This window comes from Rothia sp. 11254D007BW, assembly GCF_053548195.1.
The window spans coordinates 2315063-2331300 of sequence record NZ_JBPWPK010000001.1 but is presented as its reverse complement, the minus strand read 5'-3'; the positions used below and the strand labels follow the sequence as shown (position 1 = coordinate 2331300).

Annotated in this window: 18 protein-coding genes; 4 read left to right on the top strand and 14 right to left on the bottom strand. The window is 59.9% G+C overall.

The annotated features are described in order from the left end of the window. Positions 1 to 7 precede the first annotated feature (7 nt). Entirely contained in the window at positions 8 to 925 is a 918-nt protein-coding gene (locus ACEE43_RS10570) for a 1,4-dihydroxy-2-naphthoate polyprenyltransferase (RefSeq protein WP_449107601.1), read from the top strand. Here ACEE43_RS10570 and ACEE43_RS10565 read toward each other — a convergent pair. Beyond that, the gene (locus ACEE43_RS10565) at positions 922 to 1206 is read right to left on the bottom strand and encodes a DUF4229 domain-containing protein (protein ID WP_237199596.1); all 285 of its coding nucleotides are present in this window, start codon (positions 1204 to 1206) and stop codon (positions 922 to 924) included. The genes ACEE43_RS10570 and ACEE43_RS10565 overlap by 4 nt on opposite strands. Before the next feature lie 117 nt (positions 1207 to 1323). Here ACEE43_RS10565 and ACEE43_RS10560 point away from each other — a divergent pair, with 117 nt between their 5' ends. Beyond that, positions 1324 to 1719 (top strand): PLD nuclease N-terminal domain-containing protein, encoded by a 396-nt coding sequence (locus ACEE43_RS10560; RefSeq protein WP_449107600.1) that lies wholly within the window; start codon positions 1324 to 1326, stop codon positions 1717 to 1719. A gap of 76 nt (positions 1720 to 1795) precedes the next feature. Here ACEE43_RS10560 and ACEE43_RS10555 read toward each other — a convergent pair whose 3' ends face one another. From ACEE43_RS10555 to ACEE43_RS10500, 12 genes are all read right to left on the bottom strand, one after another. After that, positions 1796 to 2860 (bottom strand): hypothetical protein, encoded by a 1065-nt coding sequence (locus tag ACEE43_RS10555; protein WP_449107599.1) that lies wholly within the window; start codon positions 2858 to 2860, stop codon positions 1796 to 1798. Positions 2861 to 2897: 37 nt separating this feature from the next. Further along, positions 2898 to 3215 carry a PadR family transcriptional regulator gene (locus tag ACEE43_RS10550; protein ID WP_449107598.1) on the bottom strand — a complete coding sequence of 106 codons (318 nt, stop codon included), beginning with the start codon at positions 3213 to 3215 and terminating at the stop codon, positions 2898 to 2900. 153 nt (positions 3216 to 3368) lie between these two features. Then, positions 3369 to 4460, bottom strand: a complete 1092-nt coding sequence (ccsB, locus tag ACEE43_RS10545; protein ID WP_449107597.1) for a c-type cytochrome biogenesis protein CcsB — start codon at positions 4458 to 4460, stop codon at positions 3369 to 3371. Positions 4461 to 4540: 80 nt separating this feature from the next. Next, on the bottom strand, positions 4541 to 6145 hold the full coding sequence (gene resB / locus ACEE43_RS10540; RefSeq protein WP_449107596.1) for a cytochrome c biogenesis protein ResB: 1605 nt from the start codon (positions 6143 to 6145) through the stop codon (positions 4541 to 4543). A 45-nt stretch (positions 6146 to 6190) separates the two neighbouring features. Beyond that, positions 6191 to 6943, bottom strand: a complete 753-nt coding sequence (locus tag ACEE43_RS10535; protein WP_185174184.1) for a cytochrome c biogenesis CcdA family protein — start codon at positions 6941 to 6943, stop codon at positions 6191 to 6193. Next, on the bottom strand, positions 6936 to 7544 hold the full coding sequence (locus ACEE43_RS10530) for a TlpA family protein disulfide reductase (RefSeq protein ID WP_449107595.1): 609 nt from the start codon (positions 7542 to 7544) through the stop codon (positions 6936 to 6938). Before ACEE43_RS10530 ends, ACEE43_RS10535 begins: the two co-directional genes overlap by 8 nt. Before the next feature lie 50 nt (positions 7545 to 7594). Then, positions 7595 to 8281 carry a histidine phosphatase family protein gene (locus ACEE43_RS10525; protein ID WP_237241591.1) on the bottom strand — a complete coding sequence of 229 codons (687 nt, stop codon included), beginning with the start codon at positions 8279 to 8281 and terminating at the stop codon, positions 7595 to 7597. 53 nt (positions 8282 to 8334) lie between these two features. Further along, entirely contained in the window at positions 8335 to 8589 is a 255-nt protein-coding gene (locus tag ACEE43_RS10520) for a glutaredoxin family protein (RefSeq protein WP_449107594.1), read from the bottom strand. Positions 8590 to 8706: 117 nt separating this feature from the next. Then, positions 8707 to 8805: a 30S ribosomal protein bS22 gene (locus ACEE43_RS10515; protein WP_005504750.1), complete on the bottom strand. Its 99-nt coding sequence runs from the start codon at positions 8803 to 8805 to the stop codon at positions 8707 to 8709. A gap of 236 nt (positions 8806 to 9041) precedes the next feature. Then, positions 9042 to 10277, bottom strand: a complete 1236-nt coding sequence (locus tag ACEE43_RS10510; RefSeq protein WP_449107593.1) for an FCD domain-containing protein — start codon at positions 10275 to 10277, stop codon at positions 9042 to 9044. A gap of 50 nt (positions 10278 to 10327) precedes the next feature. Continuing rightward, a complete protein-coding gene (locus tag ACEE43_RS10505) occupies positions 10328 to 11212 on the bottom strand; it encodes a metalloregulator ArsR/SmtB family transcription factor (RefSeq protein WP_449107592.1) in 885 nt (294 codons plus the stop codon). 135 nt (positions 11213 to 11347) lie between these two features. Further along, positions 11348 to 12499: an acetoin utilization protein AcuC gene (locus tag ACEE43_RS10500; RefSeq protein WP_449107625.1), complete on the bottom strand. Its 1152-nt coding sequence runs from the start codon at positions 12497 to 12499 to the stop codon at positions 11348 to 11350. Between the two features lie 187 nt (positions 12500 to 12686). On the opposite strand from ACEE43_RS10500, the gene ACEE43_RS10495 reads away from it, so the two are divergent. Continuing rightward, positions 12687 to 14159 (top strand): TrkH family potassium uptake protein, encoded by a 1473-nt coding sequence (locus ACEE43_RS10495; RefSeq protein ID WP_449107624.1) that lies wholly within the window; start codon positions 12687 to 12689, stop codon positions 14157 to 14159. After that, positions 14152 to 14829, top strand: coding sequence for a potassium channel family protein (locus tag ACEE43_RS10490; RefSeq protein WP_185174178.1), 678 nt, complete (start codon positions 14152 to 14154; stop codon positions 14827 to 14829). Before ACEE43_RS10495 ends, ACEE43_RS10490 begins: the two co-directional genes overlap by 8 nt. A gap of 446 nt (positions 14830 to 15275) precedes the next feature. Here ACEE43_RS10490 and proC read toward each other — a convergent pair whose 3' ends face one another. Continuing rightward, entirely contained in the window at positions 15276 to 16127 is an 852-nt protein-coding gene (gene proC, locus ACEE43_RS10485; RefSeq protein WP_449107623.1) for a pyrroline-5-carboxylate reductase, read from the bottom strand. Positions 16128 to 16238: the final 111 nt, after the last annotated feature.

The following is a 16238-nucleotide window of genomic DNA, read 5'->3' as shown; positions in this document are numbered from 1 at the left end:
CACAACAGTGGCAACGGTTGCACAGTGGATTGAAGGGGCGCGTCTGCGCACGCTCCCTTTGGCGGCAGCTCCTATCATTGCTGGTTCTGCGGCCGCCTACGAGGTGCACCAGTTCAAGCCCGGCCGCGCCCTACTGGCCTTCCTCGTGGCCTTCTTCTTGCAGGTGGGCGTCAACTACGCCAACGATTACTCCGATGGAATTAAGGGCACGGACGAGGTCCGCGTGGGCCCCCTGCGCCTGGTCGGCTCGGGCGTGGCCAAGCCCTCCCACGTGAAGATGGCAGCCTTTATCTGCTTTGGTCTGGCCGGCCTGAGCGGGCTGGCCCTGATTATGCTCTCGCAGCAGTGGTGGTTCCTGGCTATCGGTGCCTCGGCTGTGCTGGCGGCCTGGGGTTACACCGGCGGCAAGCACCCCTACGGTTACATGGGCCTGGGCGATATTTTCGTCTTTATCTACTTTGGCCTGGTCGCCACCCTCGGCACCATGTTTACCCAGAGCAACCAGCTGACTCTGAGCTCCTGGGTCTTCGCCGTCGCCCTGGGGCTTTTCTCCTGTGCCCTACTGATGGCTAATAACGTACGCGATATTCCCACCGACATTGAGGCGGGTAAGAAGACCCTAGCGGTGCGCCTGGGCGACCGCGCTTCGCGCATCACCTACGCAGCCGAGATGGGACTAGGCCTGGCGCTGACTGCCCTGCTGGTACCCCATAACCCCTGGTATGCCCTGGCCTTTATTCTGATTGGGCCGGTCGTTCATTCAGCCCTGGTGGTGCTCTCAGGGGCTCTGGGCCGCGACCTCATTCCGGTGCTCAAGCAGGCGGGCATTATTGCGCTGATTTACTCGCTTCTGGTGGCTCTTGCCGTGGTCCTTTACCCGCTCGAAATCTTTGCTGAGCGGGCTACCGTCTTTACCGGCTACTAAAGACCCTGGCTACGTCGGGCCGCTTCGTCTAGCTCGTCTTCAAACGCCTGATTTTCATCTTCAACCCTTGTTTTCTTGGGCTTGTTCTTGCGGCGGATCATGCGGTTAAAGTCGGCTGCTGCGGCGTCGTGCAGGCGGGGGAAAGCCAGGTAACAGATGGCGAAGCCAATGATGGCCCCGAAAATAATAGCCAGAATGAAGCCCACGCCAAAGTAGTAGGAAGCAAAAAAGGCGGCGGCTGAAAACAGCAGGCGGAGCAGGGAATACTTCAGAAAATTCACCCCCTCATTCTACCAACCTGCTGGTGGTGCCTAGAGGAGGCAGGCGCGTCCGCTCATCTAGCACGCTGTGAGCGCACAAAGCGGGGTGGGCGGGGCCTGTCGTGGAAAAATGGGGGTATGGGTAGAGCTATTTTGATTATTGGCGGCGCCGCTCTTCTGCTGGGCGTGTGGATTTATTCGATTCTGGATGCCGCCCAGACCGACCGTTTGCGCGTTCGCACCCTGCCCAAGGGGGCCTGGCTTGCTGTGCTGGTGCTCTTTCCACTGCTGGGGTCGGTGCTGTGGTTTTGGCTGGGGCGGCCGCGCGGGTCGCGCCACGGGTCTTTTGGGGCGCCTGTTGCTAAGCCTCCGGTGGCTCCCGATGATGACCCTGAGTTTTTGAAGTTCCTTGAGGCCCGGGCCCGGCGCGAACGTCAGGACGCCGAGTGGCAGGAACGTAAAAAGCGCAAGGACGCCGGTGGGCAGGGCTCTGCCCAGGGCGAGGAGGCCACCGAGCCGGACGACGAGTCCTAGTTTTTTCGAACCCCACGTTTTGTCACGAGCCCCACGGTTTACAGGTGGGGCTCGTGACAAAGTATGGGGTTCGCTCTTATTTCTTGGCCTGGCGGTAGGCCCGGTAGTGCCTTCTGGTTTCAAGTACACCCCCGATGACAATGACAACTAAGAGTGGCAGGCGCCAGGTCAAGCTAGCGTAGTCATCGGTCGTATATAGGCCGTAGCCCCATATACCGAATATTGCGAGCATGAGTAGAGAGTGCAGATAGAGACGGTAGGGCTTGACCTTCTTTTGTTCTGAGAGGGAACGGGCATAGGCTACCGGGTGGCCGAATTCTTCGAGGTAGCTACTTCCGCTTTCATACGCGTGCTCTTTGACTCTGGAAATTTCTTCCCGCACGCGGGCGTCTGAGATATCGCCGCGCCCCCTCAACTCCTGCTTGAATCGAGCAAGCCAGGTTTCATCGTCCTGGTAATCTTCTTCCTCATCTAGGCCTGTAACCTGCGGGGGTGAGGGCAGCAGAAAGCCCGCAGCTGTTCCCAAAACACCCAGCCCCAGGGCTGCCACTAGGTGGGCCCAGTGGGGCAGGCGCTGGGTGAAAACCTCGTAGGAGGCAAATAGACCAAGGCCGATAGCTGCTGAGCCGGCCAGAATAACGAGCGCTGTCAGAAGTACGGCAGCGGTAAAGCCAAATTTTTTACGGCTATGTTGGAAGGTAACGAGCTGAGCAAGAAAAAGCATGCCCAAGGCCCCGGGAAGAAGATAGAAGCCCAGCGGCTGGGAGCTCGGCCTATCGCTGGGTAGTACACTGACCACCCAGAAAAGGATGCTAAAGAATGCCCCGGTGAAGAAACCTGCCACCATTACTTCTTTGAGGGCCCATGGCTCGTCTTTGGAAAATACCTGGGTCCCCTTTTCGCGCCAGGTGGTGATTTTTTCTGCGGCCCATTCCTGAGGGCTACCGTAGAGTTCGGTGGCGCTTTCGCCGCTTTCTGCGATCTGTCTAATGACGCGGTTGATGGCGCTTTCGCTGGTTACTGCTTTGACACCGTTTGTAGCGAGGGTCGCAAAGGCAGTTTGTACCCAGTCTTTGTCTGCCGGGTTGTCGCTGGCTTCTTCGATTGCGGCGGTCAGGCGTTCGTAGGGGTTGTTTGCCATGTCTCCTCCTTGAGTCATATAGAAACGTCTGGTGGGTTTAGGCTCCGAGGGCGCTAGTGAGCCGGGCCAGGGTAGCTCGTTCGTCGGCGAGCTGGCGGGCGCCTGCGTCCGTCAGCCGGTACTGGCGGCGGGCGGGGCCGCTCTCCCCTTCCGTCCAGGTGGTGGTGACGTACCCGGCTTCCTCCAGTTTGGACAGTGCCGGGTAGAGGGAGCCGCCGCGCAGGCGTCCGTAGCCCATCTCTTCCAGGCGGGTAGCCAGGCCGTAGCCGTGCAGGTTTTCTTGAGCCAGGCAGGCCAGGACGGCGGTGGGCAGGGTTGCCCGCACCAGGGCCGGCGGGTAGGTGGTGGGGTTCATGGGCACCTCCTTCTGTACCTAAGTACAACATATACCTAGATAGGTTTCAAGACTTTTGTCGATTATTACCGAACAGCACCTACGCAGAAGCCCCCGCATACAATGTGCGGGGGCTTCTTTGAACCTGTGGAAAAGCGTCAGCGATAAACCGGTTTACAGACCCGAGTAGGAGTGCAGGCCCGAGAAGTACACGTTGACCACGGTGAAGTTGAAGATGATGCAGAGGTAGCCTGCGATGGAGAGCCAGGCGCTGGGCGGGCCTGACCAGCCGCGGGTGGCGCGGGCGTGCAGGTAGGCTGCGTAGACGACCCAGATGATGAAGGTCCAGACTTCTTTGGTGTCCCAGCCCCAGTAGCGGCCCCAGGCTTTCTCGGCCCAGATGGCGCCGGCACCCAGGGTGAAGGTCCACATGGCGAAGCCTACGGTGTTGAGGCGGAAGGAGAAGTTTTCGAGGGCGGTGGATGACGGGATGAGGCGCATGAAGCCGAGGCGGACTAGGGAGCTATCGTTGCCTTCGATGATGTGGCGTTCGCGGGAGGTTTGTACCAGCTGCAGGATTGCCATGGCGAAGGTGATGGTGAAGATGGCTGAGGCGAGCACGGCAATGGACACGTGGATGACCAGCCAGTAGGACTGCAGAGCGGGCACCAGCTGGCCTACAGGGGTGGGGTAGGCGATGGTGGCTGCGGTCATCATGGTCAGGGCGAGGCCAGAGACCAGGGTGCCTACAAAGCGCAGGTCGCGGAAGATGAGGAAGCCCAGGTAGACCACGACTACGAGCAGGGCGCCGGTGGTGCAGAACTCGTACATGTTGCCCCAGGGCACGCGGTTAGCAGCAAAGGCGCGGGAGAGCACACCGGCCAGGTGAATCAGGCAGCCCAGGGCCAGAATGACCACACCGGCGCGGGCGGCAGGTCGGCGTTCGCCGCTACCGTAGCGCATCTCTGAGTCGGCGACGTGACCGGCGATCTTTGCAGCTGCTGATTTCTTGTAGCCCATGCCGCGTTCGCCGGTGCCCTGTTCGGTGCCGCTAATGCGAGCTGAGCGGGCATTTTTGACGCGGGCACCGGCACCCACGAGTTCCTTTTCAGTTTCGGGGGCCGTGGCGGCTTCAAGGCGCTTGGTGGTGCGGGAGTGGGCAGCGACGTCCCAGGCAAAGGCTACGAAGGCCACCATGTAGGTGATCGCCGCAAGGTACATAAAGAGTTCGCTCCAGCGGGCGAGCTCTATATTGACTTCTGACATGGTGTTCTCACTTCACAGGTTGAGGTAGGGCGCGGACGCCGGTGCCCGGCCGGGTTGCCCCGGGGCGGGCGGTGGGTAGGTTAGGCTTCATCAAATTCTAGTCCCCACCGCTCTGCGAAGAGGTCGGTGAGTTTGTCGGCTTCGGTGGCGAGGCGGGGGTCTTCGCCGCGGGCCAGGAGGCCGTATTCGACGGTGAGTACGCGGTCTGGCCCGGTGCCGCTTTCGGTGGCTCGTACCCAGACGCGGCGGCGGGCGACGAAGACCGAGATCAGCAGGCCGCCAAAGAGCAGGGTTGCTGAGACCAGGGCAATCGGGCGACCGGGGTCTGACCTGATCTCAATGCCAGCGTAGCGCTTAACACCCAGGAATTCGATAGTTCCGTGGCCATCGGGCAGGGTGGCGGTGTTGTTGCTGGCATCGAGCACAATGCCGTTACCGGCGGCCATGGTGTTGAGCGGGCTCAGGCTATCAACATCGAGTACATACACGTTTTGGGGCACGCCGTTATCGAGCCCGAGGTCGCCCGCGTAGCTTTGGAGCACCAGCATGGGGTTAAGCAGGTCTGAGTCGATAGAGGTGGGGGCGCTGCCGGTGGTGCGTTCGCCGGTGGGCAGGAACATGCCGACGAAGCCCAGCTGGTCGGGGTGGGCGTCCGGAACCTTCAGCACGATAGATGAGAGGTAGCTACGGCCCGAGGGTAGGCCCACCACGGGCCCCTCGTAGGCAACAGAGCCGTCAGTGTTGGTGATACGGACGACCGGCGAGTAACCGTTGCCCAGCAGGTAGATAGAGGTTCCCTCAAAGTAGATGGGTTCATTGACTCTGAGGGTCTGCTCGCGCTGTTCACCGTCTGCACTGGTGAGGGTGAAGTCAGCTTCGTAGTTGATATCTGAGCCGTAGGTGGGTGAGCCTTCCTGACGGTCGTATTCGACGGTCAGGTTGTTGAGGGTGGCTGAGTAGGGCACCAGCCAGTCGGGGTTGTAGTTGGTGCCGGGGCTGAAGGAGTCATAGGCAACCAGGGAGTTGACGAAGGTTTCGTCCTCGGTCACCACGCGCTGGCCGCTGTAGCCAAAGAGGGAGCCAAGCGCTACCGCAATCAGCACGCCGATCATGGCCAGGTGGAAGAGAATGTTTCCCAGTTCGCGCAGGTAGCCGCGTTCAGCAGCAACGTTCACGACTCCCGGAGCTTCTTCGCGCACCTCGATACGGTAGTGGCGCTTTTTCAGCACGGCCGCAGCGTCCTCAATAGCGCGGGAGGCTGTTAGCTCCCCGGCACCCGCGCCTACCGGAATGGTGAGGGTGCGGTGCTGGGGTAGGCGGGAGAAGTTCTTGGGGGTGCGGGCGGGCCCTGACCGCATGGCTTGATAATGCTTGGTAGCGCGGGGAAGCACGCAGCCAATCAGGGACACAAAGAGCAGAATATAGATAGCCGCAAACCAGACCGACGAGAAGACGTCAAAGAGCTGGAGCTTATCAGCGATAGGGCCCCAGGTGGGGTGCACCTCGATGTAGTCGGCTACAGCGGCGGGGTCCTGAATACGCTGGGGAAAGACCGAACCGGGCACAGCGGCGACCGCCAGCATGAGCAGCAGGAAGAGGGCGGTGTTCATCTTGGTCAGCTGCGTCCATGCCCAGCGGAGCATTTCCAGCGGGCCTAGGGCCGGGGCGTCCTGAGTCTCTGCCATGTTTTCCTTGCTATCTTCGGTTCGGTGCGTCAGTGTGGGGTGTGTTTAGATGGGGAGTTCGTAGACCGGCATGCTGGCCTGGAACCAGGACATCAGCTGCGTCCAGAGGCCGGTCGCCAGAAGCAGGCCGATGATGATGAGCATGATGCCGCCCAGGCGCTGGAGCAGGAGTCGGTTTCGGCGGGCCCAGCCCATGGTGTTGACGCCGCGGGCAACGCCCAGCGCCACGAGCAGGAAGGGGATGCCTAGTCCCAAGCAGTAGGCCAGGGTCAGAAGCACCGCCTTGGTGTTATCGGAGCCTCCGGTGTAGACCAGGGTCTGCACGGCCGCGAAGGTCGGGCCGATACAGGGGGCCCAGCCCAGACCAAAGGTGATGCCCAGAATCGGGGCGCCCCAGAGGCCGGCCGGGGGTTTGGCTTCAATTTTGCGGTCGCGTTGGAAGAAGTCGAAGCGGCCCATGAAGACCAGACCCATCACAATCACCAGCAGGCCCAGCACCAGGTTGACCCAGCCCTGCCCACGCAGCCAGGGGGCCGCCCCCAGCTGGGCTAGGACCACAGACATAAGCACGAAGATAAAGGAGAAACCCAGCACAAACAGGCCGATACCGGTGACCATACGCAGGTTGCGGCGGCGGGGGCTCATCTCTCCCCCCGATAGGCCGGTCACGTAGCCCAGGTAGCCCGGCACCAGCGGTAGTACGCAGGGGGAGGCAAACGAGACCAGGCCCGCCAGTGCCGCAAGGGGCAGGGCGAGCCAGAGGGAGCCGTCGAGAACGATATTGCCGAAGCTAGGCACTGACCTGGTCTTCGAGCAGGGTGCCCAGCACAGACTTGTCGATTTGCCCCAGAATACGGGCCGCTACGCGCCCTTCAGCGTCGAGGACGACCGTGGTCGGCACCGCCTGGGCAGGCACGTACTTGCTCATGGCAAGCAGCACCTTGCCGGTCACGTCGCGGAAGGAGGGGTAGGGCACGGAGAAGTTCTTCTCAAAAGCCTCAGCGGTCCCCTTTTCGTCGCGCACGTTGGCCCCGTAGAAGGCGACCTTCTCACCGTAGGTGTCGTGCAGTTCGTTGAGCCAGGGAGCTTCCACGCGACAGGGGGCGCACCCTGCGTACCAGAAGTTCAGCAGCACGGGCTTACCGCGCAGGTCTGCGGCGGAGACGACGGTACCGTCAAAAAGTTCGCTTTCGAAGTCAACGGGTTCACCGCGCTCACCAGCAGCGTATTCGGTGACGCTACCATCACCGGCGATGTAGCCCTTGGAATCTCCGGCATCTGCCTGGGCAGCCAGGGAGTCCTGGCTTGATGAGCAGGCAGAGAGCAGGCCAACAGTTCCTAAAGCGGCGATGCTCAGGGCCTGTTTGCGGCTCACACGGGTGGGGAAAGAGGTAGACATGAATTACAGGTCTTTCAGGTCAGTGTAATGTGCGCTTACAGTCGGTGCCATTATGACCCCGGTAACTGAATAACACCTGAATAGAGCTCGGCAGCAGGCTCAACATAGGAGAGTTTTGGCTTGCCAGGGGCGAAAATATTGGGGAAGGTAAAACTTGTAATGGAAGCTAAATTGCACTGGCGACTGCGCGGGTCGTGCGGCAACGCCCCACCCTCTACAGAGGTGCGGGCCATCCAGATGGGTAGCTGGTGCGAGACAATAATCGCCTCAGCGCCGTCCCCGCCCTTCTCGTAGGCGGTGCGGGCGGCGTCCTTAATAGCCTCAGCCATGCGCGTTACCTGGTCCCGGTAGGGTTCACCCCAGGACGGACGCAGGGGGTTGAGCAGGTGCTTCCAGTGGCGGGGGTTGTTCAAGAGCTCCTGCTTATTCACGTGCAGACCCTCAAAGTAGTTCCCGGCCTCAATCACGCGTTCATCGGGCTGGGCAACCAGGCCCAGCAGTTCCTCGATGGGGGCAGCCGACTCGCGGGTGCGGGTGAGCGGGGAGCAGACCAGGTGCACGATGTTGGCACCGGCGTCCGCGCGGCGCTTGAACTCTTCGGCAGACAGGCGCACCATCTTCTGACCCGTCTCAGACAGGTGGTAGTTGGGCAGACGCCCATACACGATACGGTCGGGGTTGTGCACCTCGCCGTGGCGCATCAGGTGCACGGTGACAGTTGCCGAAGAAGTATTCATATCTCTAGTCTCTCAAACCTAGTCAGTAAGCGCTAACCAGCAACCCCGCCGGTTTACTCCGCCAGTTTCTTCTCAATAATCTTCGCCAGGCGTTTGGCATTGACCTGCCAGAAGTCCTTAACCTCACCATCAACCCGCAGCACCGGGATCTCGGTGCGGTGACGCTCCAACAGGTCGGGGTGCTCTTCAACGTTGATTTCTGTATAGGTCAGCCCGTAGCTGCCTACCACCTGGCCGGTCGTCTCCCGAGCAGCTTCGCACAGATGGCAGCCGGGCTTAGTGAGCAGTTCAATGAGTGGTGTAGCCATTACTCCACTCTAACCCGTCGCTCCCCCACGAGGCGAGCGGGCTCGTCCGCCCCGAAAAGTCCGGTGATACAGCGCGAGCCCCGCACCGAAACAGGTGCGGGGCTCGCGGTGAAGAATTTACTTCTTGTTGCGGCGCTGGTGGCGAGTCTTGCGAAGAAGCTTGCGGTGCTTCTTCTTAGACATACGCTTGCGGCGCTTCTTGATAACTGAACCCATTGGATTCACCTCACTTATTAAATAGTGGTCGATACCCGGCCGACAGCAACCACCCGGGGGCGGTAGGTCGGTAGCTATCCGGGCGCTATACCGGTATAAACGCTCCAAAGCACGCATAAAGGGCATAGCAATACCCTCGGCGTGAAAAAACGCTCTCTCCCAAGCCTACAGGCAAACAGGGCTTTTCGCCGACTGTTCACCGGCAAGTGAGAGCATTTTCTCGTTTTATCTGCCCTCTAGCGGTCGCTAGTGGCGTACTCGTAGCCCTCGCGCAGAGTAGCGGCCTCTTCTTCGGGATCCCCCTCCGCATCGGCGTCAAAGAGTTCTTCGTCGGCTTCAGTATTGCCCTGAACGGGGGCGCTTTTACGGAAACCAAAATATCCAACAACGTCAAAACGCTTTTTGGAGGGCTGATTTCTGTCGCCCTGCGGGGCTACGGCTTTAGCACCATCGCTGGCAGTTTCTTCCCTTGCGTCCTGCGACTCGGGGGCCTCGCTGGCCGTGGGCGTCTCGGCTTCCTGGGAGGCTGCTGCCCCGGGGTCAGGGCTGGCGGCAGAGCTAGCGGCGCGGACGACCGGGCTCACCGTCCCTCGCCTCCGGCGGCTTACGCTCTTGGCAGGGGGCAAATCTGCTGTAGGGGCTACTTCGATAGGTTGGATGGTGGTGAGAGCTTCAAAGAGCTCAGGCTCAATGGGGCCGCCCCAGTCTTCTGGCACCAGCTCCTGGGTCTCTACCTCAATGGGTTCAAGATTGACCCCGCTACCGCCCTGATCCGAGGTATCAACATCTACCGGGTGGCCCGCTTCAGCAAAACGCTCCTGCAGGTTAGCCTTGAGCAGGGTCTGGGCTAGCACCGCGTCACCGGAGCGGGCAGCATCGACAATAGCCCGGTACTCCATACGCAGGCGAGACGACGTAGCGCTCCACAGCGGCACCTGGCTGACCAGCTCAAAGCGGGCCTCAATCATGGCATCTCGTAGGGTAGCCAGCAGGGCGGAGGTCAGAACATTACCCGAGAGCCGCCCTAGCTGGATGTGGAAGTCTGCTTCCAGGTCATGGAAATCGCTGAGACTAGTAGCAGGATCCTGCATAGCCTCAAGGATGCGGTCCAGCTCTTCAAAGGCCGACTGGTCGTAGCTGGGGCCGGCAAGAGCGTGGTTTTCTAGGAGCAGGCAGGTTGCCAGTAGATCCTGACGAGGAGACCGCGAACTAGCCAGGTAGAGGCTAACCGCCGGCCCAGCGGAGGCCGCAGGCTCCCGAACCAGCTGGGCGATAATGCTCTTCTTCCGCCCCTCGTAAAGCCTGAGCACCCCAATTTCCTCGCAGCGCTTGAGGCTCTCTCGCATGTGGTTCTGACTGATACCCACCTCGCGGGCCAGCACCCTGTCATCGGGCAGGTCATCGCCCAGGTGTAGGGTCTGGTTAATCAGTTCATTCTCGATCCAGTCGAGAAGCTGCTGATGGTGTGCCATACAGTCTTACAGTGTCCTTTGAAATAGCAGGGAATGAGAGGGCAAAAAATCTAGCGGGAGCTACGGCGGCCCCAGCGGGTGAGCTTAGCCAAGAGACCTCGTTCGTCGCTGGCACCCTCGTCAGTCTGCCCATGGGCCTGGTCCTCGCTCGCCTTAGCCCGGGCCTCAGCATCGGCTACAACCTGGCGGGCAGCTGCCAGGGAATCCTCGTGCTCAGCTACAGCCGCAGTGGGCTCTACTTCTACTGCTTCTGCCTCAACGGTTTCTACGGCCTGTACCTGCGATACCAGGCTCTTCCGGTTTTCTTGAGCCGCTACAGCCTTGAGGGCCGTTTCCTGGGCCATCACTTGTTCGGGGGTGGGCACCTTGAAGCTAATCGGCCCTTCGTCCTTTGTATCCAGGCTCAGGTTCTGGGCAAGCTGGCGCACCTGCTCGCTCACAGCGTCCTGCTGGTCCACGATGCCCTGTTCTACCTCAGCGACAAGGTCGCCCTCATCTGCTACCCGGTTTTCAAGCACGGGGGTAAAGGGGGTTAGCGGAGTGAAAGTAATACCGGCGGTGTTGGGGTGGGGCACGTCCACGGCCGGAGCGGACGCCTTGTCCTGCTGCTCAGGAGCAGACTGGGTAGCGGTCGAGCTTTCTCCGGCCTCCTCTGCCTGTATTTCTTCGAGGGCAGGGGCGGCCAGCAGCCCCTCCGCCCAGGCTGTAACGGTGGTCAAAGGCGTGGGGGTAATGGAGTAGAACCGCTTTTGGCCTACGGCTTCGGTTTCAACCAAACCGGCAGTGCGGAGTACCTTGAGATGCTTAGATACGGTGGGCTGACTGACGCCCAGCTCCTCAACGAGCTCGCCAACGGCTAGTCGTTCGACGGCTAGTGCCTGGAGGATGTGTCGCCGCGTGGGGTCGGCGATAACAGCAAATACGTCGTCTTTCATACTGACATCTTTACACATATATACCCACAATTGCATGTTTGACCAGCAGAAATGGGGACACTCTTCGTCTATACCCAGCTAGCACACAGAAATTTTGGGTCCAACGTTACGCCTTAACACTCCATCGCCTCGTCGCTAGTCGTACCAGGGGTCAAGACCCCACAGGGGGAATACTTCCTTGCGGGTGGCCATAATGCTGCGGTCTACACTGCTGGCTGGGTCATAGCCAACCTCCCAGGAATACCACCAGAGGTCCACGGGATCCCCCATCATGGTAGGCACCTTGGTACCATACTTTTCAAGCATATAAGCCTGCCATGATTCCGGAGTTGGCATATTTATATCGAGGGGCTGCCCGGCCGCCACCGCAATAAGGTGGCTCCAGGAGCGGGGCACAGCGTTATAGATGGAGTAGCCCCCTCCCCCGGTGGCAATCCATCGCCCCTCGCACAGCTCGTCCGCCAGAAGAGAAATGTGGGCGGCAATCTCTCGCTGCCCATTGATGCTGATGTTCAGGTGCGACATGTCATCGGCCAGGTGGGAGTCGCAGCCGTGCTGGCTGACGATTACCTCGGGCTGGAACTGCCGCAGTAGGCTAGGGACCACCGCGTCAAAAGCTCGAAGCCACCCTGAATCGGTAGTGCTTTCGGGCATGGCGATGTTAACCGAGGTTCCGGCAGCCAACCCTTCGGGGCCCACTTCGTTGGCGAAACCTGTACCAGGAAAGAGAGTCATGCCGCTCTCGTGCAGGGAAATGGTCATGACATTAGGGTTATCCCAGAAGATACTTTGCGTACCGTCCCCGTGGTGGGCGTCCACATCGATATAGACGACCCGCTGCACCCCCGCTTCAAGCAGGCGGGCTATACCCACGGCGCAGTCGTTATAGATACAAAAGCCGCTGGCGTGATCGCGTGAGGCGTGGTGCATGCCCCCACCGAAGTTAACGGCGTGCTTGACCTTACCGCTCAAGATAGCTTCGGCAGCCTGGTAGGTGCCCCCGGCGAGTCGGGCGGAGGCCTCGTGCACCCCCTCAAACCCGGGGGTATCTTCGGTACCCAGCCCACAGCTGGCAATGGTTAGCGTAGGGTCGGCACTGATTTTTTGCACCGCGTCGATATAGGGGTAGTCATGGGCCAGCATGAGCTGGTGCACGGTGGCAATTTCGGGTTCTTCAAGCTCTACCTGCGGGAGGTCAAAAATCCCTAAATCACGCGCCAGCTTAGCCGTGGCGTCAAGTCGCGAGGGGTGCATGGGGTGGTAGTCGCCAAAATAGTAGTTGGCCATGGCGGGAGTCCAGAGCACACGCACGTCGGTGGGCGTGAGGCTGTCGATAATAGCCACCAGCACTACCTCCTTTGGTAAGTTGAGTCACACTTACCATTAAACACATAAAAACTCTGCGGGCACCACACCCCGCTTGTATGACACGCAGACTACGCTAGAGACGGCAGAAGAAAGCGAGGTGAAGAACGTGGGCAAAATTGTGCGCAAGGTCCAGGAGCGCAAGCGGGTTCTGGACGCCATGGAACAGGGGCAGCTGGAATACCAGCAGCTCCTTCAGATTGTTAAGTTTTCGGCAGCCTTTCAGGCTCGCTTGGCCCACCTGCGCGATCTGGTAGACCGCCTCTTTGGGTCGTCGTCCTCGCGTATTGCCATTGCAGCCTTCTTGCTGGTCATTATTTTCTTCTCGCTCATGCTCTACACCCCCTGGGCCTCACGCGATGGCCAGCAGGTGGAGTTCCACCACGCTGTTTTTACGGCGACTAGCGCCGTGACTGTCACCGGTCTCACCACGGTTTCCACCGCCGAACAGTGGACTTTCTTTGGCCAGCTCATGATTCTCTTAGGTTCGCAGATTGGTGGCCTCGGCACGCTCACCCTCACCTCCATCCTGGCGCTGGCGGTGGGGCGCAAGCTGGGGTTGCGCTCCAAAATTATCGCCCAGGAATCCCTCAATATCGGACGCCTGGGTGAGGTTGGCTCAGTGCTCCGCACCGTGGCCTTCACCTCCATCGCCATTGAGGCCCTGATCGCCTTCACGCTTATCCCCCGCTTCCTGGTGCTGGGGGAGCCCCTCTGGCAGGCAGTCTGGCACGGCGTCTTCTATGCGGTCTCATCCTTCAACAACGCGGGCTTCACCCCCCACTCAGACGGCATTGTACCCTACGGCCACGACCTCTGGATTCTCTTCCCCATCGCCCTGGGCGTCATGGTGGGCTCGCTCGGCTTCCCCGTCATTCTGGTGCTGCGCAACAACCTGCGCTTTAGCAAGTGGAACCTCAACGCCAAGCTCACCATCATCGGCACGCTGGTGCTCTTCTTCCTGGGCTCCTTTGCCTGGGGTGCCCTGGAGTGGGGCAACGACCGCACCATCGGCGCCATGGGCGCAGGCGATAAAATCCTCAACGCTGCCTTTGCCTCGATTATGACCCGCTCCGGCGGCTTCAACCTGGTCGATATGGCAGATATTCACCCGGTCACCATGTTGCTGACCGACGTGCTCATGTTCATCGGCGGCGGCTCGGCCTCCACTGCAGGCGGTATCAAAATCACCACCATCACCGTGGTCTTCCTGGCGATCCTGGCAGAAGCACGCGGCGACCAGTTCGTCGTGGCTTTCAACCGCACCATTCCCGATGCTGTACTCCGTATCGCTATCTCCGTAATTATGATGAGCTTCGTGTTTGTACTGGCAGGCACCACCGCTATTATGCTCATCAGCCAGGTCGGCCTCGACAGGGCTCTCTTTGAAGTCGTCTCGGCCTATGCCACCTGCGGCCTGTCTACCGGGCTCTCGGCCGAGCTGCCACCGTCCGGAACCTATATTCTCTCCATCCTCATGCTGATCGGCCGTATCGGCACCATTACCATAGCTACCGGCCTGGCGATGCGCTCCCGCCGCCGCCTCTACAAATTCCCCGAAGAAAGGCCCATCATTGGCTAGAAAAGATTTCCGCCCCGCCCATAGTGCCCCCGTGCTGGTGATTGGCCTAGGACGCTTTGGTTCGGCTACCGCTGCCCAGCTCGTCCGCCAGAATAAAGAGGTTCTTGCTGTTGAGAAAGACCCCGTCCTGGTGCAGAAATGGTCGGGCGATCTCACCTACGTGGTGGAGGCCGACGCCACCGATATGAATGCCCTGCGTCAGCTGGGGGCCCAGGACTTTACCGCCGCCGTAGTGGGTGTGGGCACCTCTGTGGAGGCCTCGGTGCTGATTACCGCCAACCTGGTGGACCTGGGCATTGAGCGCATTTGGGCTAAAGCTATCACCCCTTCTCATGGCAAGATTCTCTCCCGTATTGGAGCACACCGGGTTGTTTACCCGGAGTCGGACGCCGGGGTACGAGCAGCCCACCTGGTCTCCGGGCGCCTACTGGACTTTATCGAGTTCGATGACGATTTCGCCATCGTCAAGATGTACCCACCCAAGGAGACCCACGGCTTCACCCTGGCAGAGTCTGATGTGCGGTCTAAATACGGGGTGACCATTGTGGGGGTAAAATCACCGGGTGAAGAAATTACCTACGCAACCCCCGACACCCGGGTTTCTTCACGCGATTTATTAATCGTTTCAGGCCAGGTAGATCTTATTGAAAGATTTGCCGCACGACCCTAACAGGTTTATACCTACAAGAAGCGGTTGACCATACCCTATACCCACCTGAGCATAGAAACCACCCAGGTGTCTTCCGAAATAATTCGGCTTTTTTCAGATTTCAGGGTGCATAAACTCATAAATTGGCATATAGTTGTAACTACCTCTAAAGGTGCGAGTGATTACTGAACGGTCCGCGAACCCGTTCAAGTAGCTCAAGGCCTGAAGATTCCTCAGATGGTTCCCCCTAATCCCATCTGCTTCAGGTTGCGAGCCTTCTCTTGAAGCCGGATCCCTACCGGCAGAAGAGAAAGCTGAAGGCCAGTCCGATTCCCTACGGACTGGCCTTTAGTGTATCCAGACTGCTTTTGTTTGCAAGGAAAAGCAGGCTGCTTACCTCAGCCCCATCAGGGGTTTTGGTAATACAGCCTGCTTTTACAGATCCTCTTTTTTAGACTAGGCCTGTACTATTTTTCGGAGCTGAACTCTTCGGTCATTTCCTCGTTCCGAGCTAGGCAGGCCCGCATAGCGGTCTCCGTCAGCTCAAAAAGGCCACCATCAATATAGGCGGTAATCGCCTTATCTGTGGTTCCCTGGGGGCTGGTGACCGCCTTACGGAGATCCTGGGGGTTGGGGTCAGCGTCCAGCAGGTAGCCCGCACCGGCTACCGTAGCGGCTGCTAGCTCGGTAGCAGTTTTTTCGTCCAGGCCCAGCTTAACTCCAGCACCGGCCATGGTTTCTGCGAGCAAGAAGGCGTAGGCAGGGCCCGAACCAGATACGGCGGTCACCGCCCCCATCTGCTCTTCCTCGACCTCAATCACCCGGCCGGCTGCCCCCAGGACCGAAGCGGCGGCGTCCTTAAGCTCCTCCGTCACGGTCTGCCCCACTGAGATAGCAAGCACGCCCTTGCCCACCCGCGAAGGAGTATTGGGCATGCAGCGGATTGCGGGCTGCCCCTCGGGCAGGGCCCGCTGTAAGGCTTCCAGGGTGATACCGGCAGCAACCGACACCACTACAGTATTCTCACCCAGAGCCGGTGAAATTTCGCGGGCAAGATCAAGGATCGCGTAGGGCTTGACACCCAGCAGTACCACGTCGGCCCCTTCAGCGGCTTTGAGGTTAGCCTGGGCGTCGTCCTCGCCCGCCAGAATCGTGACCCCCTGGGCTCCCTCCCCCAGCTTCTCCCGCAGTTTCGCAATGCTGGTGTGCGACCCAACGGTTGCGCGCACAGAGGCGGGATCAGTACCCGCAGCAAGCAGGCCCGAGGCGATAGCTCCGTTCATGGAGCCGGTTCCGATAAAAGCAACAGTAGTCATGATGTTCTCCTTCGAATATGACACGTACGATAACGCGGCCCAGGCTCGTGCTCGCTGCCGACCCTCTCACCTGGTTCGCTAGCGCTCACAAGGTGATTCACGCCAGCCCCGAGC